This window comes from Flavobacterium hydrocarbonoxydans (assembly GCF_009789235.1).
Lineage (GTDB): Bacteria > Bacteroidota > Bacteroidia > Flavobacteriales > Flavobacteriaceae > Flavobacterium > Flavobacterium hydrocarbonoxydans.
Window position 1 is genome coordinate 16,670 of the sequence record NZ_WSTB01000010.1, and the last position, 23,492, is coordinate 40,161.

Annotated in this window: 20 protein-coding genes; 15 read left to right on the forward strand and 5 right to left on the reverse strand. The window is 35.2% G+C overall.

Annotated elements, in window-relative coordinates; all coding sequences use genetic code 11:
• Positions 1 to 106: 106 nt before the first annotated feature.
• The 12 genes from GON26_RS16375 (at position 107) to GON26_RS16430 (ending at position 10,243) form a co-directional block, all read left to right on the forward strand.
• Positions 107 to 1,255, forward strand: a complete 1,149-nt coding sequence (locus GON26_RS16375) for a BamA/TamA family outer membrane protein (RefSeq protein WP_230407954.1) — start codon at positions 107 to 109, stop codon at positions 1,253 to 1,255.
• Positions 1,256 to 1,285: 30 nt separating this feature from the next.
• Complete coding sequence (locus GON26_RS16380) at positions 1,286 to 2,449, forward strand: glycosyltransferase family 2 protein (protein WP_160375854.1); 1,164 nt, start codon at positions 1,286 to 1,288, stop codon at positions 2,447 to 2,449.
• Positions 2,450 to 2,533: 84 nt separating this feature from the next.
• Positions 2,534 to 3,868, forward strand: coding sequence for a dihydrolipoamide acetyltransferase family protein (locus GON26_RS16385; protein WP_160375855.1), 1,335 nt, complete (start codon positions 2,534 to 2,536; stop codon positions 3,866 to 3,868).
• Positions 3,869 to 4,085: 217 nt separating this feature from the next.
• On the forward strand, positions 4,086 to 4,856 hold the full coding sequence (locus GON26_RS16390; RefSeq protein WP_160375856.1) for a 3'-5' exonuclease: 771 nt from the start codon (positions 4,086 to 4,088) through the stop codon (positions 4,854 to 4,856).
• An 83-nt stretch (positions 4,857 to 4,939) separates the two neighbouring features.
• Positions 4,940 to 5,551: a fumarylacetoacetate hydrolase family protein gene (locus GON26_RS16395; RefSeq protein WP_160375857.1), complete on the forward strand. Its 612-nt coding sequence runs from the start codon at positions 4,940 to 4,942 to the stop codon at positions 5,549 to 5,551.
• On the forward strand, positions 5,551 to 5,895 hold the full coding sequence (locus GON26_RS16400) for an Hpt domain-containing protein (RefSeq protein WP_160375858.1): 345 nt from the start codon (positions 5,551 to 5,553) through the stop codon (positions 5,893 to 5,895). Before GON26_RS16395 ends, GON26_RS16400 begins: the two co-directional genes overlap by 1 nt.
• 205 nt (positions 5,896 to 6,100) lie before the next feature.
• On the forward strand, positions 6,101 to 7,354 hold the full coding sequence (locus GON26_RS16405; protein WP_160375859.1) for a CinA family nicotinamide mononucleotide deamidase-related protein: 1,254 nt from the start codon (positions 6,101 to 6,103) through the stop codon (positions 7,352 to 7,354).
• 71 nt (positions 7,355 to 7,425) lie between these two features.
• Entirely contained in the window at positions 7,426 to 7,662 is a 237-nt protein-coding gene (gene rpmB / locus GON26_RS16410) for a 50S ribosomal protein L28 (RefSeq protein ID WP_007805815.1), read from the forward strand.
• Between the two features lie 27 nt (positions 7,663 to 7,689).
• Positions 7,690 to 7,872: a 50S ribosomal protein L33 gene (gene rpmG, locus GON26_RS16415; RefSeq protein WP_007805817.1), complete on the forward strand. Its 183-nt coding sequence runs from the start codon at positions 7,690 to 7,692 to the stop codon at positions 7,870 to 7,872.
• 69 nt (positions 7,873 to 7,941) lie between these two features.
• Positions 7,942 to 8,094: a DUF4295 domain-containing protein gene (locus GON26_RS16420; protein WP_072961632.1), complete on the forward strand. Its 153-nt coding sequence runs from the start codon at positions 7,942 to 7,944 to the stop codon at positions 8,092 to 8,094.
• Between the two features lie 164 nt (positions 8,095 to 8,258).
• Positions 8,259 to 9,212, forward strand: a complete 954-nt coding sequence (ftsY, locus tag GON26_RS16425) for a signal recognition particle-docking protein FtsY (protein ID WP_160375860.1) — start codon at positions 8,259 to 8,261, stop codon at positions 9,210 to 9,212.
• 422 nt (positions 9,213 to 9,634) lie between these two features.
• Positions 9,635 to 10,243 (forward strand): Zn-dependent protease, encoded by a 609-nt coding sequence (locus GON26_RS16430; protein WP_160375861.1) that lies wholly within the window; start codon positions 9,635 to 9,637, stop codon positions 10,241 to 10,243.
• 109 nt (positions 10,244 to 10,352) lie between these two features.
• On the opposite strand, the gene GON26_RS16435 is transcribed toward GON26_RS16430, so the two are convergent.
• The gene (locus GON26_RS16435; RefSeq protein ID WP_160375862.1) at positions 10,353 to 11,417 is read right to left on the reverse strand and encodes a serine hydrolase domain-containing protein; all 1,065 of its coding nucleotides are present in this window, start codon (positions 11,415 to 11,417) and stop codon (positions 10,353 to 10,355) included.
• A 233-nt stretch (positions 11,418 to 11,650) separates the two neighbouring features.
• Between GON26_RS16435 and GON26_RS16440 the strand changes: the two genes are divergently transcribed.
• Together GON26_RS16440 and GON26_RS16445 are read left to right on the forward strand one after the other, a co-directional pair.
• Positions 11,651 to 12,091 (forward strand): lipocalin family protein, encoded by a 441-nt coding sequence (locus tag GON26_RS16440; protein ID WP_160375863.1) that lies wholly within the window; start codon positions 11,651 to 11,653, stop codon positions 12,089 to 12,091.
• On the forward strand, positions 12,072 to 12,368 hold the full coding sequence (locus GON26_RS16445) for a DUF721 domain-containing protein (RefSeq protein ID WP_160375864.1): 297 nt from the start codon (positions 12,072 to 12,074) through the stop codon (positions 12,366 to 12,368). Before GON26_RS16440 ends, GON26_RS16445 begins: the two co-directional genes overlap by 20 nt.
• A gap of 114 nt (positions 12,369 to 12,482) precedes the next feature.
• On the opposite strand, the gene GON26_RS16450 is transcribed toward GON26_RS16445, so the two are convergent.
• The 3 genes from GON26_RS16450 to bshC all read right to left on the reverse strand — a co-directional run bounded on the left by GON26_RS16450 (position 12,483) and on the right by bshC (position 16,039).
• Entirely contained in the window at positions 12,483 to 12,902 is a 420-nt protein-coding gene (locus GON26_RS16450; RefSeq protein ID WP_026984871.1) for a nucleoside-diphosphate kinase, read from the reverse strand.
• Between the two features lie 162 nt (positions 12,903 to 13,064).
• Positions 13,065 to 14,336 carry an acyltransferase family protein gene (locus tag GON26_RS16455; RefSeq protein ID WP_160375865.1) on the reverse strand — a complete coding sequence of 424 codons (1,272 nt, stop codon included), beginning with the start codon at positions 14,334 to 14,336 and terminating at the stop codon, positions 13,065 to 13,067.
• Between the two features lie 113 nt (positions 14,337 to 14,449).
• Complete coding sequence (gene bshC, locus GON26_RS16460; RefSeq protein ID WP_160375866.1) at positions 14,450 to 16,039, reverse strand: bacillithiol biosynthesis cysteine-adding enzyme BshC; 1,590 nt, start codon at positions 16,037 to 16,039, stop codon at positions 14,450 to 14,452.
• A 339-nt stretch (positions 16,040 to 16,378) separates the two neighbouring features.
• Between bshC and GON26_RS16465 the strand changes: the two genes are divergently transcribed.
• Positions 16,379 to 17,656 (forward strand): MFS transporter, encoded by a 1,278-nt coding sequence (locus GON26_RS16465; protein WP_160375867.1) that lies wholly within the window; start codon positions 16,379 to 16,381, stop codon positions 17,654 to 17,656.
• Between the two features lie 139 nt (positions 17,657 to 17,795).
• Here the strand turns inward: GON26_RS16465 and GON26_RS16470 are convergent, their stop codons facing one another.
• Complete coding sequence (locus GON26_RS16470) at positions 17,796 to 23,381, reverse strand: T9SS type B sorting domain-containing protein (protein WP_160375868.1); 5,586 nt, start codon at positions 23,379 to 23,381, stop codon at positions 17,796 to 17,798.
• Positions 23,382 to 23,492 lie beyond the last annotated feature (111 nt).

The following is a 23,492-nucleotide window of genomic DNA, read 5'->3' on the forward strand; positions in this document are numbered from 1 at the left end:
TTGAAGAAATTAGCTTCTTTTCTAAATATAATTTTAAATTTGTAAGAAACCATTTCTGTAAATTATTTTGATGCGTAACATTCGGATAAAATATATAATAGTTTTCTTGCTCTTGCACTCTTTTTGTTATGCGCAACAAGATAGTCTTGCCAGCGGAAAAAAAGATATTCTGGATGTTTACTACAAAGTTTTTCATAAAAATGATTCCACGAAAGTGAATAAAGACAAAAAAGTAGCTTTTTCACTATTACCCGTTCCAACGGATGCAAATTCGAATTCGGGATTAGTCATTTCTTTTCTGACAACTTTTTATTTGGGCGATGATTACGAAACAACCAAAATGTCTCAGGTTTCTTTTGCACCTTACTTTAGCTTTTCAAATCAATATGTTTTTCCGCTTCAGGCCTATATTTACACAAAAGAGAACAAATGGAACTTCATCAGCGATTATCGATATTTGATTTACCCACAGCTTACGTATGGCTTAGGAACAAATAATACCGAGAAAGAAATGTCGAATCTGGATTACCAGCAATGGCGTTTTTACCAGTTTGCGACCCGAAAAGTAGTGGGTGATTTTAGACTAGGATTGGGTTTGTTGCTGGATAATTACCAAAACATTTCCGAAGAGTCTTTTATTGATCAGGAAACAGATTATTCGAAATATATGAAAGGAGATTTTAGTGATGAAACTTCTTTAGGATTTGCTTTTCAAGGTTTATACGATTCCCGAAAAAACAATGTCAATCCAGAGCAGGGAATGTATATCGAAGCCGATTATCGGCTAAACACCAGTGGAGTAGAAGACAGGAAGTGGAGATCTATTTATTTCGATGCCCGAAAATATCATTCCTTTAGCAAAAACAAACATCGGGTTTTGGCTTCCAGAGCTTTTTACTGGTCAACATTTGGAGGAAAACCGCATTATCTGGATTTACCGAGTATTGGCTGGGACAGAGAAGGAAGAACAGGACGAGGTTTTACCAAAAACAGGTATCGCAGCAATGCGCTGCTTTACTTTGAAACTGAATACCGGACAGATATTACCAAAAATGGTTTTTTGGGCGCTGTATTTTTTACCAATATTTCATCGGTTTCGAAATTGGATACCTATCAATTTACCAAATGGAACCCGGCAGTTGGAACCGGATTGCGTATCAAATGGAACAAATTTAACAGCAGTAATTTGGCTTTGGATTTTGGTGTAAGCAAAAACGACTGGTCATTACGTTTGGGTTTGGCCGAAAATTTCTAACTTTCGCAAAAATCAACAGTTTACTTTTTCATGCAATTATCCGTAATTATCCTCAATTATAATGTGCGTTACTTTTTGGAACTCTGTGTATTGAGTGTTCAGGAAGCAATTATTTCGCTTGATGCGGAAATTATTGTAGTCGATAATAATTCGGATGATGAGAGTGTTCTGATGATGCAAAAACGCTTTCCAGACGTAAAACTCATTCAGAACAAAGATAATTTTGGTTTCCCAAAAGGCAATAATATAGGTGTAGCGCAAGCTAAAGGAAAATATATTTGCATTCTAAATCCCGATACCGTAGTTGCCGAAGATACGTTTACTAAAGTTTTGGCTTTCGCCGAAGAAAAACAAAATCTCGGAATTGTGGGTTGCAAACTGATTGACGGAACCGGAAACTTTCTGCCTGAGAGCAAACGTGGTATTCCGACACCCTGGGTAGCTTTTACAAAGATTTTCGGATTATATAAAATTTTTCCAAAATCAAAAATTTTCAATCAGTATTATGCACTGCATTTAGGCGAGAACGAAACCGGCAAAGTTGCTATTCTTGTAGGCGCTTTTATGCTGATGAAACGTGATTTATATCTGGATTTAAAGGGTTTTGACGAAGAATGTTTTATGTATGCCGATGATATCGATTTGTCGTATCGCGCGTTACTGAATAAAAAATCAAATTATTACTTTCATGCCACAACCGTCATACATTATAAAGGAGAAAGCACTGTAAAGGATGAGAAATACATGAAACGTTTTCAGGAAGCAATGAATTTCTTTTATCAGAAACATTTCAGGAAATCATGGTTTTTTAGTTTCTTTATCCAAATCGGAATTGTATTTTTTTCAATAGTAAAAATGTTTCAGGGAAAAGAGAGGTTCAAAACACCTCCGGAATGTTATTTTTTTTACTCATCGAATGACGAAATGTTAAAAAAAATGTCTTCGGTATTCAAAAATAAAGCCTCTTTTATAGAATTCAACAAAGAAAAAATGGTAAATTCGTCCTCGATTTTTAAGGGTAAAAGGACAGAGATTATTTTGGATAATCAGTATGTTTCATTCAAAAATTGTATCAAAATCATAGAAACTCTTAAAGATAAGAGCATTACTTTTAAAATTTTCCCCAAAAATGCAAATTTTATTATTGGAAGCGATTCGCGAAATGACAGGGGGCAAATTATAAAAATCGAGTAAAAAATTATATTAAATGTAATTTATATTTAAAATATTCAGTAATTTCGCAATCTGAAAATCAAAATCACCTTTTAGGTTAACAATATGGCAAGATTTGAATTAAAACTTCCTAAAATGGGAGAAAGTGTCGCTGAAGCAACTATTACCAACTGGTTAAAAGAAGTAGGAGACAGAATTGAAGCTGATGAAGCAGTACTTGAAATTGCAACTGATAAGGTTGACAGTGAGGTGCCAAGCGAAGTGTCAGGTGTTTTAGTTGAACAATTGTTTGGCAAAGACGATTTGGTTCAGGTAGGACAGACGATTGCAATTATTGAAACGGAAGGCGATGCCCCGGCTGCAACTGTAGCTGAAGAAGTGGCTGTTCCTGCTGAGGTTGCTGAAATAGAAAAAACAATCGAAGCAGCTACTGAAGCTGTTGCGGCTCCTCAGGATTATTCAGGTTCAGATAAATTCTTTTCTCCATTGGTAAAAAATATTGCGAAAGAAGAAGGCGTTTCTATTACTGAGTTAGAAAATATTTCTGGTTCAGGAAAAGACGGACGTGTTACTAAAGAAGATATTTTAAAATATATAGAAGATCGTAAGTCAGGTAGTGTAGCAGCTCCTAAAACGGAAGCTGTAGCTCCTAAAACTGAAATTGTGGCTCCAAAAGCTGCAGAACCAGTAGTACAAAAAAGCCAGCAGGCAGCGCCAGTTTCTGTAAACGGAGGTGATGAAATCATCGAAATGGACAGAATGCGTAAACTGATTTCAGGTTACATGGTGGCTTCTGTGCAGACATCGGCACACGTGCAGTCTTTCATCGAAGTTGACGTTACCAATATCGTAAAATGGAGAGATAAAGTAAAAGTAGCTTTCGAAAAAAGAGAAGGCGAGAAACTGACTTTTACACCAATTATGATGGAAGCGGTTGCAAAAGCACTGAAAGATTTCCCTGGGATGAATATCTCTGTTGATGGCGATTATATCATCAAAAAGAAAAATATAAACTTAGGTATGGCGGCAGCTTTACCAAACGGAAATTTAATTGTTCCGGTTATCAAAAATGCAGATCAGTTGAATTTGGTTGGAATGGCAAAAGCGGTAAACGATCTTGGTGGTCGTGCAAAAGCCGGAAAACTAAAACCGGATGATACGCAGGGAGGAACTTATACGGTTACGAATGTGGGTACTTTTGGAAGTGTTTTCGGAACGCCAATTATCAATCAGCCACAAGTAGGAATTCTGGCTTTGGGTGCTATTCGTAAAGTGCCTGCGGTTATCGAAACTCCGGAAGGTGATTTTATCGGAATCCGTCAAAAAATGTTCCTTTCGCACTCTTATGATCACAGGGTTGTTGATGGTGCATTAGGAGGAAGTTTTGTAAAACGTGTAGCAGAATATCTGGAAGCTTTTGATGTAGAAAGAGATTTTTAAAATAATACAGATAAGTTCAAAGCCCGATAAATTTTAGGAATTTATCGGGCTTTTTGTTTTGTAAGAAAATATATTTAAAATTTAATTTGGATGTATCGTAGTATTGTTTTTAAGTTCTTGAATTTAAAAATTCAACATGCTTTTAACCAAAAAAAGAGAATAAAATAAGGGAAATTCGGCTTTAAAAATTACATTTGTAATCTTATAAAATAAAAAAATGGAACTGAAACTCAACAAACCAATTTGCTTTTTTGATCTTGAAACAACCGGAATTGACATCGGAAAAGATCGAATTGTAGAAATTTCGATATTCAAAGTTTTTCCAAACGGAAATAAAGAAAGTAAAACCTGGTTAGTGAATCCTACGATTCCAATTCCGCCCCAAACAACAGCTGTGCATGGTATAACTGATGAAAAAGTGGCCAATGAGCCTACTTTTAATGAGCTGGCACCACAGGTCTATAATATGATTAAGGATAGTGATTTGGGAGGTTTTAATTCAGATCGTTTTGATATTCCGTTGTTGGCAGAAGAATTGCTTCGTGCCGGAGTAGATTTTGATATGAAAAACAAAGTTTCAGTAGATGTGCAGACTATTTTTCATAAAATGGAAGAGCGTACCTTAAGTGCGGCCCTGAAATTTTATTGCGGAAAAAATTTAGAGAATGCCCATTCTGCAGAAGCCGATACTATGGCAACTTACGAAATTCTTAAAGCGCAATTAGACCGTTATCCGGAACTTGTAAACGATATGAAATCATTATCAGAATTTACAACCCGCAAAAAAATAGCCGATTTTGCCGGAATGATTGCATTTGATAAAGACAACGAAGAGATTTTTACTTTCGGAAAACACAAAGGTGCCAAAGTAGATAAAGTACTCGAAACAGAGCCGGGTTATTTCAGCTGGATTCAAAACGCTGACTTTCCTTTGTACACAAAGAAAGTTCTGACAGCTATTAAATTAAGAAAATTAAATACAAAATAAGGCACTAAGTTACTAAGGTTCTAAGATGCTAAGTTTTTTTATAGTTTCTCAGAACCTTAGAATCTTAACAACTCATAAAAAGAATGAAAATAATCTGTATCGGTAGAAACTATACCAATCACATTGCAGAACTTAAAAACGAGCGTCCGGAAGAACCTGTCGTTTTTATGAAACCGGATTCGGCTGTATTGTTAAAGCAGCATCCGTTTGTAATACCCGAATTTTCTGAGGAGATTCATCACGAAATAGAGATAATTGTTAAAATAAACAAAGTAGGAAAGTATATCGAACCCAAGTTTGCACACAAATACTATGATGAGATAAGTGTGGGTATCGACTTTACCGCCAGAGATTTACAAGATAAATTAAAAAGTAAAGGCTTGCCATGGGAGAAAGCAAAAGCGTTTGACGGTTCTGCTGTCATTGGAGATTTTTTGCCTAAAACCGATTTTGTTTCGATGGAAAATCTTACATTTGAGTTAACAAACAATTCAGTGCCCGTTCAGAAAGGCGATACCAGCCTGATGTTATGGAAAATTGATGAGCTGATTTCGTATGTATCACAATTCTTTACACTCAAAATTGGCGATATTATTTTTACAGGAACCCCGGAAGGAGTGGCTGCTGTAAAACCAAATGATGTTTTAGAAGGCTTTTTAGAAAACAAAAAATTATTTAGAATACAAGTAAAATAATGGCTTTAAAATACAACCTTTCGAAAGTATATGCGCTTTCAGATAATGATCCTGAATTTGTAAACGAAATTTTAAAACTATTCGTTACAGAAGTTCCTGAGGATTTAAAACAAATCAGAGAAGGGATCAGAAAAAAAGACCATAAATATGCCTATTCTTATGCGCATAAAATAAAACCTACGCTAGATTTAATGGGGTTAAATGTTGCCTTTGAGGAAATTCTTCAGGTAGAAGCCTGGACCAAAGCCGAAGGCAAGAAAAAAGAAATCATCGAGACTTTTAGAAGCATCCGCACACAGGTTAAAGAAGCGGTCAAAGAAATCAAAAAAGATTTTGACGTGTAGTATTTGGGCGTGACCTGAGTTTTGCCTGAAGAAAAATCAGGCAAAACTCAGGTCGGGTCTTCCGCTGTATTCCCGATTAACAAAAACTACGGCAAAAAAGCCTTGTTTTTCTAAATCGGGAGATGCCGCTTCACCCCCTCACGCAATTCGCTGCGATAAACTTCTTTTTAAATAATAACGCAAGTAGTTAGAAAAACATACTAATATGAAAGCAACTATAGTCACCATAGGAGATGAAATATTAATCGGTCAGATTGTAGATACCAATTCCGGTTTTATTGCCAAATCATTAGATAGAATTGGAGTAGAAGTAACCGAAATGATTTCGATTAGCGACGAAAAAAATCATATCCTCGATACGTTTGCCAAACTGCAAAACAAGGTTGATGTAGTAATTGTTACAGGAGGTTTGGGGCCTACAAAAGATGATGTTACCAAAAAAACATTTTGTGATTATTTTAATGATGAACTGGTAGTCAATCCTGAAGTTTTGGCGCACGTAACACAATTAATAGAAGGTTTTTACAAACGTCCTATTTCACAAATAAACAAAGATCAGGCTTTAGTTCCGTCAACCTGTACTATTCTTCATAATCAGGTAGGAACAGCGCCGGGAATGTGGATGAAAAAAGAAAATACAGTTTTTATTTCGCTTCCGGGAGTACCTTATGAAATGAAATATTTAGTCGAAAACGAAATAATCCCTAAAATTGTTCGCGAATACAAACGTCCTTATATCATTCATAAAACCATTTTAACGTACGGGCAGGGCGAAAGTATGGTTGCTGAACGTATTGAAAATTGGGAGAACAATCTGCCGGAATTTATCAAATTAGCCTATTTGCCAAATCCGGGAAGAGTGCGTTTGCGTTTATCAGCACGCGGAACAGATAAAGAATTTTTAGAGTCGGCTCTCGAAGAAAATATCAAATCATTAGCGGCAATAATTGGCGATATTATAGTAGGTTATGAAGAAGATGAGACTATCGAAAGTGTTGTCGGAAAGATTCTAACCAGACAAAATAAAACGCTTTCTACCGCCGAAAGTTTTACGGGAGGAAAAGTTGGATATGCTTTATCGGCTATTCCAGGGTCCTCAAAGTATTATAAAGGCACTATTGTTTCATACGCAACAGAGGCTAAAGTTAATGTTCTCGGTATCTCGCAGGATCTGATAGACAAACATTCAGTGGTAAGTGCTGAGGTTGCCTCGGCTATGGCTTTGAAAGTGAAAGAGATACTCAAAACCGACTATGCAATTGCCACAACAGGCAACGCCGGACCAACAAAAGGAGACTCAAATGCTGAAATTGGAACGGTTTTTCTTGCAATTGCAACACCAAATGATATAATTGTGGAAGAATTTAACTTTGGTCAACCACGTGAAAAAGTGATAGATAGAGCCACGATTAAGAGTTTAGAAATATTGCAGAAAGAAATTTTAAAAAATGTGCAATAATTTTTTGCTACAATGGTTTATTTTTCTTTTCTTTGCACCCTGATTTTGAATAACGATAAAAGATAAGTATAATGTCAAGAGTTTGTGACCTTACAGGTAAAAGAGCGATGGTAGGAAATAACGTTTCTCACGCTATGAACAAAACTAAGAGAAAATTTTCTGTAAACTTAGTTAAAAAGCGTTTTTATCTTCCAGAAGAAGATAGATGGATTACTCTTAGAGTAGCAGCATCTACGATAAAAACAATTAATAAAAATGGAATTTCTGCTGTTTTGAAAAAAGCGCAGTCAGAAGGATTTATAAAATAATCTTTTCCTAAATAAATATATAGCAAGATGGCAAAGAAAGGTAATAGAATCCAAGTAATTTTAGAATGTACTGAGCACAAGACTACTGGTGTTGCAGGAACTTCTAGATATATCACGACTAAGAACAAAAAAAATACTCCAGACAGATTAGAGATTAAAAAATTTAATCCAATCTTGAAAAGAGTAACTGTTCACAAAGAAATTAAGTAATAATTAGAGGTTTGATAAAATCTCAAATGGTAACATTTGTATTTTATTAATTTCAATAACATTTGAATCATGGCAAAGAAAACCGTAGCATCGTTACAAACAGCTTCTAAGAGATTATCAAAAGCCATCAAAATGGTGAAATCTCCAAAAACTGGTGCATATACATTCGTAGAATCTATTATGGCTCCTGAAGAAGTTGATACTTTCTTGAAAAAGAAATAATAACAATCATAGCATATAGAAAAGCTACTTTCATCTCGAAAGTAGCTTTTTTATTTTTATATTTGTCTAAAATTTAGTGATGCCTCAATTTAGTGTCTTTAAGTTTTCAGATTTCGTTGATTTATAATCTAAGAAGTCTAACAATCTAATAATCTACAAAAAAAATGAGTTTTTTTAAAAAATTATTCTCTACTGATAAAAAAGAGACTTTAGACAAAGGTCTCGAAAAATCAAAAACTACTTTTTTCTCGAAGTTAAGTAAGGCAGTTGCCGGAAAATCTAAAGTCGATGACGATGTTTTAGATAATCTGGAAGAAATCCTTGTAGCTTCAGACGTTGGAGTAGATACTACTTTGAAAATTATTAAAAGAATAGAAAAGCGTGTTGCCGAAGATAAATATTTAGGAACCGAAGAACTAAACCAGATTCTTCGTGACGAAATAGGCGCTTTATTATCTGAAACCAATAGAGGTGAAGCTACCGAATTTGATATTCCGAAAGACAAAAAACCGTATGTTTTGATGGTTGTGGGTGTAAATGGTGTGGGTAAAACGACAACCATTGGTAAACTCGCGTATCAGTTTAAGAAAGCGGGTTACAAAGTAGTGCTGGGTGCTGCCGATACGTTTCGTGCTGCTGCCATCGATCAGTTACAAGTTTGGGCAGACAGAGTAGAGGTGCCAATCGTAAGACAAAATATGGGTAGTGATCCTGCTTCTGTAGCTTTTGATACCTTGCAATCTGCAGTAGCTCAAAATGCAGATATTGTAATTATTGATACTGCCGGACGTTTACATAACAAAATCAATTTGATGAACGAGCTTACTAAGGTAAAACGTGTAATGCAAAAAGTCGTTGCCGATGCGCCTCACGATGTTCTTTTGGTTTTGGATGGTTCTACGGGCCAGAATGCTTTTGAGCAAGCCAAACAATTTACTGCCGCGACAGAGGTTACTTCACTTGCGGTTACTAAACTTGACGGTACTGCTAAAGGTGGTGTAGTAATAGGTATTTCAGATCAGTTCCAGATTCCTGTAAAATACATTGGTATTGGTGAAGGAATTGAAGATTTGCAGGTCTTTAATAAATATGAATTCGTAGATAGTTTCTTTAAATAATAGTCAGAATGAGTTTTTCTTCTTTAAAAAATATATCATCACTTACTTTTTATTTTGTGAGTGTAGTTTGTTTCGTTTTAGCAAATGTTTTAAAAGATAAAAGTTTGTCTTTTTATTATATTTTATTGATCTTGGGTATCGTTTTTTTCTTTGCAGGAATGCTGAAAAGATTGCGATCAAAATAATTATTTTCCTTTGAAATAGGCTACAAATGTTCCGTTCCTACGGAACTTTTTTGCATATTCGATTATTACCAACGGATTGAAATCCGTTGCTACAAAATAATACGTTCCTACGGAACTTAGTTTTAAAAGAGCCGTAGGCTCGATAGATATTGTAGGGACGGATTTTAATCCGTTTACATAAATGAATCCGCGTACAAGAAAGAGCCTTAGGCTCGGTCAATATAAACTTGTCTGATTATGAAATATTATTTTCTTGTTTTACTTTTTAGCTTCATTTCCTGTACAAATTCAAAGAAGGAGAATAAGGAAGAAATTCAAATTAATAATCAAAAAGTAATTGTTATCCAGCCTTTGGGTGATTTTAAAACAAGTCAATCCAAAGAAATTTTTAATCAAATCAAGGCAATTAACTCCGTTGTTGTTTTAAGACAAAATATTCCTTTTCCCGAAAACTCGTTTTACAAACCCAGAAATAGATTTCGTGCGGACAGTATCATTAAAAACCTAAAAAATAATATTGGTAAAGATTCTGTTATTGTGGGATTGTCGAACTCAGACATCAGTACAACTAAAAACAAACACAGAGATTGGGGCGTTATGGGATTAGGTTATAATCCTGGGAAAGCTTGTGTGGTTTCGGATTTTCGGTTGTCGAAAGTAAATAAAAAACAACAGTTTTATAAACTGGTTTTGCATGAATTAGGGCATACTGAAGGTTTGCCTCACTGCAAAACAAAAACCTGTCTGATGAGAGATGCCGAAGGCGGCAATCACTTTGACGAGGAAAAAGGTTTCTGTTTGAATTGCAACAACTTTCTGAAAAGTAAAGGGTGGAACTTGCTATAACGTTTTTATTTAAAACCACATAAGAAATATTAGTACATAGAAAAAAATATATTAAATGAACTTATATTTCTTATATGGTGAAATGTTTTCTTCCAAGTGTAAATTAGTTTTACTGATATAAGGCGCTAATTTTCTCCCATAGCGTTTCATCAAAATCGGATAAGGCTAGATTTACGTCATCTGCGGCATCGCCCATCCTGATGATGACCATATTTTTGCTTGGCACAACATATATTTTTTGATCGTTTTTACCCAATGCCATAAACATATCGTTTGGTGCCGTTGGAATAATACTTCCTGGAAGTGTAAGCTGTGATTGTGGCAAATGATAACTTGATTTTCCGTTTAGCCACCATAAATAACCGTATCCTAAATTGATGTTTTGTGAAGTGTTTGTAGCTTCATTAAAATAAGCTTCGTTTAAGATGATTTCGTTATTCCATTTTCCTTTATTGAGCATCAAAAGGCCAAAACGAGCCATACTTCTTGAAGTACTAGTGTAAACGCTATTTACCCCAAGTTGTACCCAGTTTCCGTTCATGCCAATTTTATCTCTTAATTTGGTATTAAAATAGTTTTCCCAAGTTTGTCCACTGGCTTGAGCTACTACGTCCTGTAATTTTACATAGACATTATGATACGCCCATCGGGTTCCTGCATCGGCTTTATAAATAAGGCTTGCGGGATCGACATCGTCTGTACTGTCATCAAGTCCGGAAGTCATGGTAAGTAAATGTTTGCAGGTAATTAGGTTTTCTTTTGCTATTGTTTCGCTTGTCCAGCCTGTGCCAATATATTGCGACACTTTATTGTTGATGCTAATTAGGTTTTCCTGTTGTGCTATTCCGGTTATTGTAGCAGTTAATGTTTTCCCCGCACTTGCCCAATACCAATTGGTGCTTGCGTTGTGACCGTTGAAGTAATTTTCCATTACAATTCGGCCATTGACTAGAATAATAAACGATTTTGAGTTTTTGAGTTCCAGATAATCTAAAAGTGGCTGTACGGCATTCTGGTTCCATTTTAGGTCTGAAATGGATTGTGTTTCCCAGTTTGTTCCGCTTAAAGGAGGAAAATACAGTGTTGGTTCTGGAGTAGGAGTTGGTTCGGTTGAATCTTTACTGCAGGCGGAAAATGCAAACAGTATCAGTAGGATACAAAGATTTTTAGTCATGGTTTTTTGGTTTAGGTTTAGGGTAAGACCAAAAATATGCAAATTAGTTTAAAGGGTTTTGTGATTTTTTATTTCTTTTGAATTTTTATCGATTAACTTTGTAGTTCGCAAATTTTTTCTTTTGAAAACCGGAGCCCTAGCCCTGATGGAAGCGATATCCTTTTTATTTTTTCTTTAAAAATAAAAAGATATAGCGGACAGCAGGAAATAGCTCCTTATAAACAATATTACTTATGAAAAATACTTTTATGATTTTGGTTTTATCGCTTTTGTTTGTGGGTTGCAAACAGGAAATTAAACCGGAAGATATTGCAAAACTGAACGGGTATTGGGAGATTGAAAAGGTGGTTTTTGACAAAGGTGAAGAGAAGGATTACGGGATGAATGAGAGTTTTGATTATTTTGAAATCAAGAATAATAAAGGATTCAGAAAGAAAGTTATGCCACAGTTTGACGGGACTTTTTTGACCAGTGATTCTTTCGAGAATGTGTCGGTACGTTTTGCAGATGAAAAAGCTTTTCTGGATTATAAAACGGCTTACGCAAAATGGAGTGAGGAACTGATTTCGATTTCGGATGAAGAACTGGTGGTTAAAAACGCAGAGAATAAAGAATATCATTATAAAAAGGCAGCGCCTGTAAATTTAACAAAAGATGGCGAAAAGACTAAATAATCAAAGTTCGATTGGAGATGTTTTGCAACAGATTATTCAGGTGAATAAACTGCAGCCCGGTATGGACCAAATTGATGTAAAGGAAGCCTGGCGTCAATTGATGGGGAACGGTGTGAATACTTATACTAAAAATGTGGTACTGAAAGGAAGCACATTGTATGTAGAACTTGGTTCGGCAGTTTTGAGAGAAGAATTGAGTCACGGAAAATATAAAATAGTCAAAATGATTAACGAAGAATTAGGACGTGAAGTGGTGAAGGAAGTGGTTTTACGCTAGTTTTAGATTTTAGATTTTACTGCATAAAAAAATCCATTCGTCTCGACGAATGGATTTTTTTGTTTTGAATGTTGAGCTCAGAATCTAAAATCTGAATGCTATAATCATAAATTATTAAAACTGCTCTCTACCAGCAAAGTGAAATGCACCTTCGATAGCAGCATTTTCGTCGCTATCAGAACCGTGTACTGCATTTTCTCCGATAGAAGTTGCGTATGCTTTACGGATAGTTCCTTCAGCAGCTTCAGCTGGATTTGTAGCTCCAATTAAAGTTCTGAAATCTTCTACTGCGTTGTCTTTTTCTAAAATAGCAGCAACAATTGGTCCGCGTGACATAAATTCAACTAACTCTCCGTAGAAAGGTCTAGCAGCGTGAACAGCATAAAATGCCTGAGCATCAGCTACAGTTAATTGCGTTAATTTTAAGGATACGATTTTGAAACCTCCGTTTGTAATCATTGCTAAGATATTCCCGATGTGTCCGTTTGCTACAGCATCTGGCTTAATCATTGTAAAAGTTCTATTTGTTGCCATTTTCTTGCGAATTTTAAATTTTGTGCAAAAGTAGACTTTTTTTATGAATTGATTTTAATTAATTCATAATTTAAGCATTTTATAATGATGTTTTGATAAAGAAAATTTTGTGAGATATATTTGTAGAGACGCACTGCAGTGCGTCTCTACGTATTTTAAATATTAAACTTTAAAAATCTGTTTGTTTTTATAGAAAATCCATAAAATAAAAGACCAAATTGCAACATATACTAACGCTCCGGCCAGCGAAGCCGTCATTGGGTTGCTGAAAAAAGGCGCAATCCCAAAACGGTATAAATAATCTAAAAGATTCGTTTGTTGTGCAGGATTATTAGGATCGGTTACCGGAATCATTACTAATGATTGCGGAATTATTTGTGATGCAAAAAATACAATCATTGGGTTTACGCCCCAGATAAGGAATAATTTGAATCCTTTTTTGTAATTCGCAATGTCAATAATGTAATATAAAAAAGCGAGACAGGTAGTGGCTAACCCTGTTGTATATAATACATAACTGCTTGTCCAGAGTGATTTGTTTATAGGGAAAGCAAAATTCCATAGCAAACCTCCAATAATCAGGGCTATACCCGTAATGGCCATTTTTTTGACAATTTCTGTTTTAGAAATCTGAAGTTGTAAAATCTGACCAATCAATAAACCGATAATTCCGTTTACAATTGATGGCAGCGTGCTCAAAATTCCTTCCGGATCCCAGGTTATGGTGCCACTGTACATGTGACCTTTAAGTAAAAGACTATCAAGCCAGGAAGCAAAATTTGTTGCTTTGCCCAAATTTGCTTCTCCAATTCCTGGTACAGGCAGTAAGGTCATAACTGCCCAATAACCTAATAAAATTGCAGCTCCGGTAATAATTTGTGTTTTTTTCGTTGTTTTTAAATACAAAAGGGAAACTACAAAATAGACAATAGCAATTCGTTGTAAAACTCCCGGTAATCGCACATCCTGATACGCTTCTATTCCGCTATACGCTAAAATTAGATAAATGAATAAAATGGAAAACGCCAGAATGTTTTTTATTTTCGAGCTGAAATTGCCCATTAAAGCATATCCTACTGCAACAGTAATTACTAAACGGCCTATTAGAAGCGGCACTCCTTCAAGACCAAATAACTGTATTTTACTAAAAAAGTTAAAGAAAATCCCTAAGCATAACATGCGTAAAGAACGAACTAAGATTTTATTGAAAGTAGTGCTGTCATACCTTTTCTCAGGCATAGCTAGGGGTACAGCAACTCCCATGATAAAGATAAAAAACGGAAAAACCAGATCGGTTGGGGTACAGCCATGCCAGTCAGCATGTAATAATGGTGGGTAAACATTGCCCCAGTCGCCCGGATTGTTTACAATTGTCATTAATAAAATAGTCAATCCTCTGAAGACATCTAATGATATCAAGCGCTCTCTAGTCATAATTTTTGGTAAATAGGTTAGTTTTTGTTTTTTTAAAAGGTTACTATTTGGTTTGAGAGGGCATAATTTCAGGAGAGAGTGGTTATTTATTTCTGATGCTTATTCCTTTATTTTTATATTGTAATGATTGAAAAATGGGTTTCTAAGGGCTGTAATTTTTGCATCAAAAGCGGAATTAACTGCTCGCCTTTTTCTAGATAAAATTCCGAAAAATTAGCCTGACGTTCCTGCAAACCCTGGTTAGGGAACAATTCGCACTGCAAATCTACTACACGCTGTAATTCGTCATTCAGTTTTCTTTTTTGTGCTTTTAGTAAACGTTTCTCCAGGTTTTCAAGACCTTTTGTCTGTTTGATTTCCTGTGCTTTTACAGCTCCTGTAAAAGATTTGTCCGTTTGTTGTGCTAACTCAAAAAGATATTGAAATTGTTTTTCTAAAATCTCTTTTTGAGGCGTTAAATCAATTGGGAAATCAGAAATCTTGTGTGTAATCGTATTGATTAAATCGGCTGGTTTAGTAAATAAATCTTTCCAGCTCAAATTTAATTTATCAGCTTTATTGTTTTGTTTTTCAGAAGTCAGCAGCACTGAATTACGAATCAGCAGCATCGGAAATGTAATGTTTACAGCATCAAAAAATGCTTTTAATTCCAGCCAATACGCAATTTCTCCGCCTCCTCCAATATAGCATAAATTAGGTAAAATAATTTCCTGATACAAAGGGCGCATAATTACATTAGGACTGAATTTCTCCGGATTGCTTTCCAATAGCTTTAGAATTTCTTCTTCAGAAAAAGAAATTTTGGTGTTATTGACACTATATTTATTATTTTCAAAAACAATTCGCTCACGCAACTCATCTTCGATATAGAATAAATTGATTTCGCGGGGATTTACCTGAACCGTATAATTTTTAAGCTTTTCGATGGTTTCCTGAACAGCTTTAAAAGAAGTTTGAGACTGCAATTCTTCTTTCATATACGGGATAAATGCTCTTTTTAAATCGGCATCATCCGCATCCAAAATAACCAAACCATGATCTGCGAATAAACTATTGGCTAAAAAACGAGTGGCATCGGCTAATTTTTCGTGTTTTAGATACGCTTCTTCGAATAATGTTTTCAAAACGGCAGCATTAGTGCTAGTGCCTAAGTCTTTTGTGTAAATTTCGAAGAATTCAGCCAAACCTTCGGTAGAAAGTCTTCCAACCGGACCGGTACTGTCTTTGTTCCAGCGGAATTTTTTCCCTTTAAAATTAAAATAATTAATTTCTTCAAAATCATGATCTTCCGTCGCCATCCAGTATATCGGAACAAAATTTTGTGTGGGATATTTTAACTTTAATTCTTTAGTAAGATTAATGGTCGAAATGATTTTATACAAAAAATACAACGGACCGCTAAACAAGTTTAACTGATGTCCGGTGGTAATAGTAAAAGTATTGGGAAGTGCTAAAAGCGCAATATTTTGCGTTGTAGAATCTGATATTTCGATGTTTTGGTATTGCTTATTTAAGACTTCAACCAAAGGGATTCGGTTTGCATTATCGAAATTAGCTTGTTTTTCAATGATTTGCTTTTCAAAGTTCTCCAGAGTTGGAAAATGATTGTATAGTGGTTGTAATTCTGATTTTTGATCTAAATAATCTTGTATCAATTTTGAGAAATATCCTGAGTTTTGGTAGCTGATACAGTCGGTGGGCATAATTTTATATTTATTTTTGATAGCTGTAAATTTAATGAAAATATGTACTTAAATTTTTTTTTAACTAATGCTTAATATTTGATTTTTAATTTTTTGTTTAAAATATTCATAATCAGTATTGTGGTTCTTTTTTTTGGTTTTTGTAATAAAGGATTTTTTTATAAAAAACAATCGCATTCAACCTTGTTTTTTTGTTAAAATTCTGAGAGTAACTTAAAAGTATTGTGCTTAAATGTGAGTTTTTAATAATGAAACTATATTTTTGCAGGCAAATATTTGTTGTGTTAATGAGTTGCTTCATTTTACAACTTTATTTTTAAAAAAAAATATCAAACCAAAATGAAAAACACCTCTACTCAGAAGAACTCTTTGCGACATGTTCTCTTTGGTTCCTTAATTGGCACCACAATAGAATTTTTTGACTTTTATATTTATGCCAATGCAGCTGTATTGGTTTTTCCTCAATTGTTTTTTCCCGGATCCGATCCTACTACTTCAGTAATAGAATCTTTGGCCACTTTTTCGGTTGCTTTTTTTGCCAGACCCATTGGTTCTGCAGTTTTTGGGCATTTTGGAGATAAAATAGGAAGAAAAGCTACTTTGGTAGTGGCGCTATTGACGATGGGAATTTCTACAGTTTGTATCGGGTTGTTGCCTACTTATGCCAGCATCGGAATTTTGGCACCTATATTATTAACACTTTGCCGATTTGGGCAGGGGCTTGGTTTAGGAGGCGAGTGGGGAGGAGCTGTTTTACTGGCAATCGAAAATGCACCGCCTAACAAACGTGCCTGGTACGGAATGTTTCCGCAATTAGGAGCTCCAATTGGGTTGTTGCTTTCTGGTGGAACTTTTTTAGTATTAACAGATTCTATGAGCCCTGAAGATTTTATGAATTATGGCTGGAGAATTCCTTTTATTGCCAGTTCTTTATTGGTTTTAGTTGGTTTTTATATTAGAACAAAAATTACAGAGACCCCTTCATTCGAAAATTCAAAAAAATTACACGAAGAAGTAAAAGTTCCTTTTCTTACCCTTATCAAATCCTATAAAAATCAATTAATTTTTGGCACTTTCGCAGCCATTACTACTTTTTTGGTATTCTATCTGATGACCGTATTTACCTTAAGCTGGGCTAATTCTGATTTAGGTTTTTCTAAAAGAGATGCTTTATTGATACAATTGTTTTCCGTATTGTTTTTTGCTTTTTTCATTCCCGTTTCGGCATTGGTTGCAGATAAAATCGGCCGCAGAAAAATATTAATTATTACTACGGTACTTATTGTATTATTCGGATTTCTATTTGCGTATTTTCTTAATTCAGGAAATCCTGTTTTGGTAACGGCATTTGTCTGTATCGGAATGTCATTGATGGGATTTACTTACGGACCGTTGGGAACATTTTTATCGGAATTATTTCCTACTACTGTTCGTTATTCCGGAGCATCATTAACATTCAATCTCGCAGGAATTCTTGGGGCTGCTTTTGCGCCTGTAATTGCAATTTGGTTTGCAACCCATTACGGAATTGCTTATGTTGGATACTATCTGTCAAGCGCAGCGGTATTAACACTGATTTCATTGCTGGTTATATCAAAGAAGGTACATAAGTTTTAGAAAAAAGGAAATTACTTTAAAAAAAAAGGTAGTACTAATAATAGCACTACCTTTTTTTTACATTGATTCTAAACAAAAAATAACCCCAGTTACAAAGAAGTTTACTTTGTGCTGAGGTTAATGTTTACTTTTAAATATTTTACCTTTTTAATGAAAAATGGGCTCTAAACTCAGCTCCGTTTAATCGCGTCACTACAAACCAATAATCAGAAGCAGGCTCATCTCTGCCAATATAGGTTCCGTCCCAGGCAGTATCAATCGATAATTCTTTGATGAATTTTCCGTAACGGTCAAATATCCTGATCTTGGAGTTTGGTGCCAAATAGGCGAAATTGATGGTCCAGGTATCGTTATAACCGTCATTATTAGGGGTAAAGAATTTTGGATAAGGCAGTTCATCAACATAATTTACGCATTCGACACCGGTAGCTTCAAAAACCTGTACCGTTACGGCCGTTCTCTCGCTTTCGCAATTGTCGATGGTTTGTGAGGCGTAGTAACTAATGTTATTTTGAAGTGGAGTTGCATCAGATAAGTTTGTTCCTCCAGTTTCGTCATTGTACCATTTAATATTTTGCCCAGTGATATTTATGTTGTTTATAGTAGCATTTTGTTGTTCACAGAAAGTCTGGACAGCATCTACTATCGGAGCTTTTGTATCTTGAATTTTTATGGTAATAGCTACTCTTTTGCTTTCGCAGCCGTTAATGGTTTGCGAAGCATAATAGGTAACGCCATTTTCGAGTACAGTAGAGGCTGGAAGAAGCGTTTCCCCTGAAACTGTTTCGTACCACTTAATATTTTCTCCCGTTATTGAAATGTCACTTAGTAATGCATTTTCATCAATACAAAAGGTCTGATTTTTTGAAGCAGCAGGTGATGGTGGGAAATCAGTAAAAGCTATAATAGTTGCTTTTACAGCTTCTGACATACATCCATTTGAATTTTTTATTCTGATGTTATAATCACCTGAGCTTAAAAAATCGGAAACAGCCACTGTGCTCCATGAAAGACCATCGTTAAAACTGTATTCTGATGCCAGAGTTGTAATCGTTATTTTCCCCTTAGAATTAGAACAATCAGGCTGCAGAATAGTTTTTTCCGGTAAGCCTGGATAATCAGTTGGAGCTATTATCTGGATGTTTTTTATATCAGATTCACAGCCTACGGCATTTTTTACTTTTAGCTGATATGTTCCCACTGCTAAATTTCCTGAATTTGGGTTTGTACTCCAGGTTTTTCCATTATCAAAACTATATTGTGTCGCAACGGTTGTAATGGTTATGGAGCCAAATGGATTTGCGCATGTAGTAGGCTGTACCAAAGTTATTTCAGGTGTTTTTGGGGCATCTGGAGGCGTATTGACTATGGCCTCAGTTGCCTCAGAAATACATTCGCTTCCCGACTCTTTTGTTCTTATCCAATAGGTTCCTGGATTTAGCTGTAAAGTTGGATTGGTTCCCCATGTTTTTCCATCATCAAAACTGTATCGATATTTGCTTGAATTTACCGTTACACTTCCTTTTGGATCACATCCAACGGGTTGTTTTATTGTTATTTGAGGAGCTTTAGGAATTGCCACTTGTTTGATGGTAGTCATACAACTAGGTTCGGAAATACAGCCTTCGGAATTTTTGATTCTTAAACAATATTCGGTGTTTTCCTTTAAGTTAGTTGCAGTATTAGAGGTTGTCCAGGTTTTTCCATCATCAAAACTATAAGCTGCTGCTGGTGTCTGGATATTAATTACGATACCATTTACAGTGGCTCCCACACATAAGGGTTGTTCTGAATCATATATATCTATTTTAAAAGTTGAAAAAGCATTGATGCTAACCGAGGCAGGGTCAGAAATACAGCCTTTATCATTTTTAATTCTCACTAAATAAACACCAGGAGAAAAATTATTTTTAGAATTCCCGCTTTGCCATGTCAGTCCATTATCAAAGCTGTATTGTGTAGCAGAAGTTTTTATCGTTATACTTCCTGTAGGAGTCAGACACGTAGGCTGAACTGTTGAAAATGTTGGCGCAGCTATAGTAGTATTCGATTTCAAAACGACATTCGTTGCCTCTGAAGGACAACTCCAATAGGTTTCTTTTATTTTTACTTGGTAAGTGCCAACTTCTAAAGACCCGGAGGTTGAACTGGTTCCCCAGTTTAATCCGTTATCAAAACTATAATATTGTCCATAGGTTGATACGGATATACTCCCATCCTTCGCACCACAGCTTGTAGGAGATGTTGTAGTAACAACAGGTTTAGGAGGAAGTGCAAGTGGCGCATCTAAATAAGCATATTGTACATTTGATTCGCAGCCTTTATCATTTTTTATTTTTATATAATAATAATTAGAGGTCGTGCTTGTATTTGTAAATACAGGGTTTGTAGTCCAGGTATTTCCATTATCAAAACTATACTGATCGGCTTTTGTAGTAATGGTTATAGTTCCTTTTGCCTCACAAGTAGGCTGTGCAACATTATAAAGAGGAATATCTAAAAAATAAGGTTCTAAGTAAGCATATTGACTGTTCGATACACAACCTTTGTTATTTTTTATTAAAATATAATAATAACCGGAAGCTAAATTAGACGCAACTGGATTTGTAGTCCAGGAATATCCATTATCAAAACTGTATTGATCAGCAACAGTTGTAACGGTTATCGTTCCGCCTTTCCCGCAAGTAGGCTGTTCAATTTTAAAAGTGGGATTGTCCAGATAAAAAGGTTCAACAAATACATACTGCGTTGTAGAAATACATCCTAATTTATTTTTAACTACTAAATAGTAATATGTATTTGGAACAGGGTTTGATAAAATTGGATTTGTTGTCCAGGTACTTCCGTTATCAAAACTATATTGGTCTGCTACAGTAGTGATTGTTATATTTCCAGCTATCCCGCATGATGGAGGCAGAAAAGTATAAGAAGGAGTATCTAAATAAAAAGGATATATTTGAATATATTGCGTATTTGAAGTACAGCCGGCATTATTTTTTATTGCAATAGAATAATAATTACCCGGAACCAAATTAGTTGCTGTTGAATTAGTAACCCAAGTATTTCCTCCATCAAAACTATAAAAATCAGCTTTGGTCGTTATGCTAATGCTTCCTGGATTTCCACAAGTAGGTTGTGTAACGGTATATGCAGGATTGTCTAAATAAAACGTTTCTACAGTAATAGGGAGATAATAGGAAACGCAGCCCGTATAATTTTTTATTAAAATATAATAGTAATTATTCGGAATTAAATTAGGTAATGTTGGATCTGTTGTCCAAGTGTTTCCATTATCAAAACTATAAAAATCGGCTTTTGTAGTAATGGTTATGCTTCCGTTTTTTCCACAAGTGGGTTGTGTTAAAATATAGTTTGGATTGGCCAGATAATTAGAGTCCAGATATACATATATAGTGTTAGATTCACAACCTTTTTTATTTTTTACTTTTAAATAATAATAACCACTTGTTAAGTTTAACATTGTAGGATTGGTAGTCCAGGTATAGCCTCCATCAAAGCTATATTCATCCGCTACGCTGGTTATTTTTATACTTCCGATATTTCCGCAAGAAGGATTTACTGCGACATAAGTAGGGTCTGGAAGAAAAAAGTAATCCAGATTTACGTATTGATAAGTAGAAGAGGTACAGCCTATTTCATTTTTTATCATGATATAATAAGTACCTGGATTCAAACCTGTTGCAGTTGGATTGATGCTCCATGTATTACCGTTGTCAAAACTATATTCACTGGCAGGTGTCGTTATAGTAATGCTTCCTCCAACATCACACGTTGGTTTTGTATAAGTAAATGCTGGAGTTGGTAGATAAAAATAATCAAGGTTTACATATTCTGGATACGAAATACATCCTAATTCATTTTTAAATACAATTTGATAGAACCCAGGTAAAAGATCGTTTGCAATAGGATCGGTAGTCCAGGTTAGACCGCCATCAAAACTATATTCGGATGCTGCGGATGTTATTTTTATAGTTCCTCCTGTTCCACAAACAGGCTGTATTTTTGTATAAGTCGGCGTCACTTTTAAATAAAAAGGCTCTATGCTAACGTAAGTTGAGTTTGATTCACATCCGGCATCATTTTTAATCTTAATTAAATACGAGCCAGGCTCTAAATTTGTAGCAACAGGATCGGTTGTCCAGGTTTTACCATCATCAAAACTATATTCTTTTGCAATAGTAGAAATGCTTATTTGACCTCCTTTTCCGCAGGAGGGCTGAATAACACTAAATGTGGGATCTTTTAAAAAGACTCTATTAATTGCAACGAATTGCGACGAAGATTGGCAACCTGCAGCATCTTTTATTTTTATAAAATATGTTCCCGGTTCTAAATCATTTGCTGTTGAATTTGTTGTCCAGGTAGCACCATCGTCAAAGCTGTATTCTGCGGCACTTGTCGAATTTATTTTAATGGATCCTTTCGAATCACAGGTAGTTGGCTGAGTGACAGAAAAATCAGAATTTGCTAGTAATTGAGGTTCGATTATGCTAACTCCTGTTGAGGAGGAAACACAACCGCTTAATGTTTTTATTTTTACATAATAGGTTCCAATAGGTAGCAAATCTTTTTTAGGACTGTCTTGCCAGGTTAATCCATTGTCAAAACTATATTTAGAGGCTGGAGTTACGATATTTATGGTTCCGCTAGGTTCTATACAATTGGGCTGAATTGTGGTGAAAGCAGGACCGGGAATAGTATTGTTTATAGTTAATTTTGTGCTCACATAACAATCGCCTCCATCTGTCACTTTTACAGAATACTGACCTAAACTTGTAGCAAAAGAAGGAACTTTATAGGATTCGTTAGTTGCGCCACTAATTGCGATACCGTCTTTATACCATTGAAAAGTCTTTTTGGAGCTAACAGGTTTTGTTATTACAGCAGTTAAAACCAAATTATTATCGCAAAAAATACCAGTTTGCGAAATATTAACTCCAAAGGCTGCAGAGGTGTTTAATAATAAATTATCAAAATAGAAAAAAGGTGCTGAATTTGCACCCCATTCGTATTTTGGTGGTAGCGTACAAGGACTTCCTAAAATTACTGTATTTATATCAATACTGGGTGTAAAGGTAATATTAAGAACACCCCATTCTCCTATAGGAGTATAATTCATACTGCCTAATATTATCCAATTTGAGTCCCAGGATGAGGGACAACCAGTAGTCATAAGTGGAAAAGTAGCACATTCGGCTTTTCCATAAAGAACAATATCAACAGGGCCGTAATCAATAACTCCTTCATTTCCAAGGTCAACACTTCCTGTTGCTGGTTTAGAAGCAATATTAAATGTTAATTGATAACTCGTTCCTGCCTTCATAGGATTTTTTAAGCAGGCACCTAAATATTCTTGCCAATCTTTTGCAAAAAAAGCACCTACAGCTGCATTTCCGTCAGGGAAAGGCGTCATACCTGCATTGTTTACATAACCGCAAGTATTAAAATAATCTGTTGTGGGTATTGTTGCTTGTTCCCAAGAAGTGGCAAAATTCAATTCAGATATTCCGCTTGGGCAAGTATTGAATTGCTCAAAAGAAGGATTTGGAATAATAGAATTTATCACCGAGTTATTACAGACACATTCACTGTCATTCAAATCTATTTTTCCATCACCGTCATCGTCAATTCCGTTGTTGCAGTTTTCCTGAGAGTAGCTAAAGATTGTAAATAATAAAAAAAAAATGAGTAATTTTTGTTTCATATAGGGCTAATTAGTGCTTGTCAAATGTAATAAAATATATATTAAATAAAACTCTTCAATTAATATTGCTGAGTTAGTTTTTTGCAACACATGCCGTTTTTATTGTTTTAC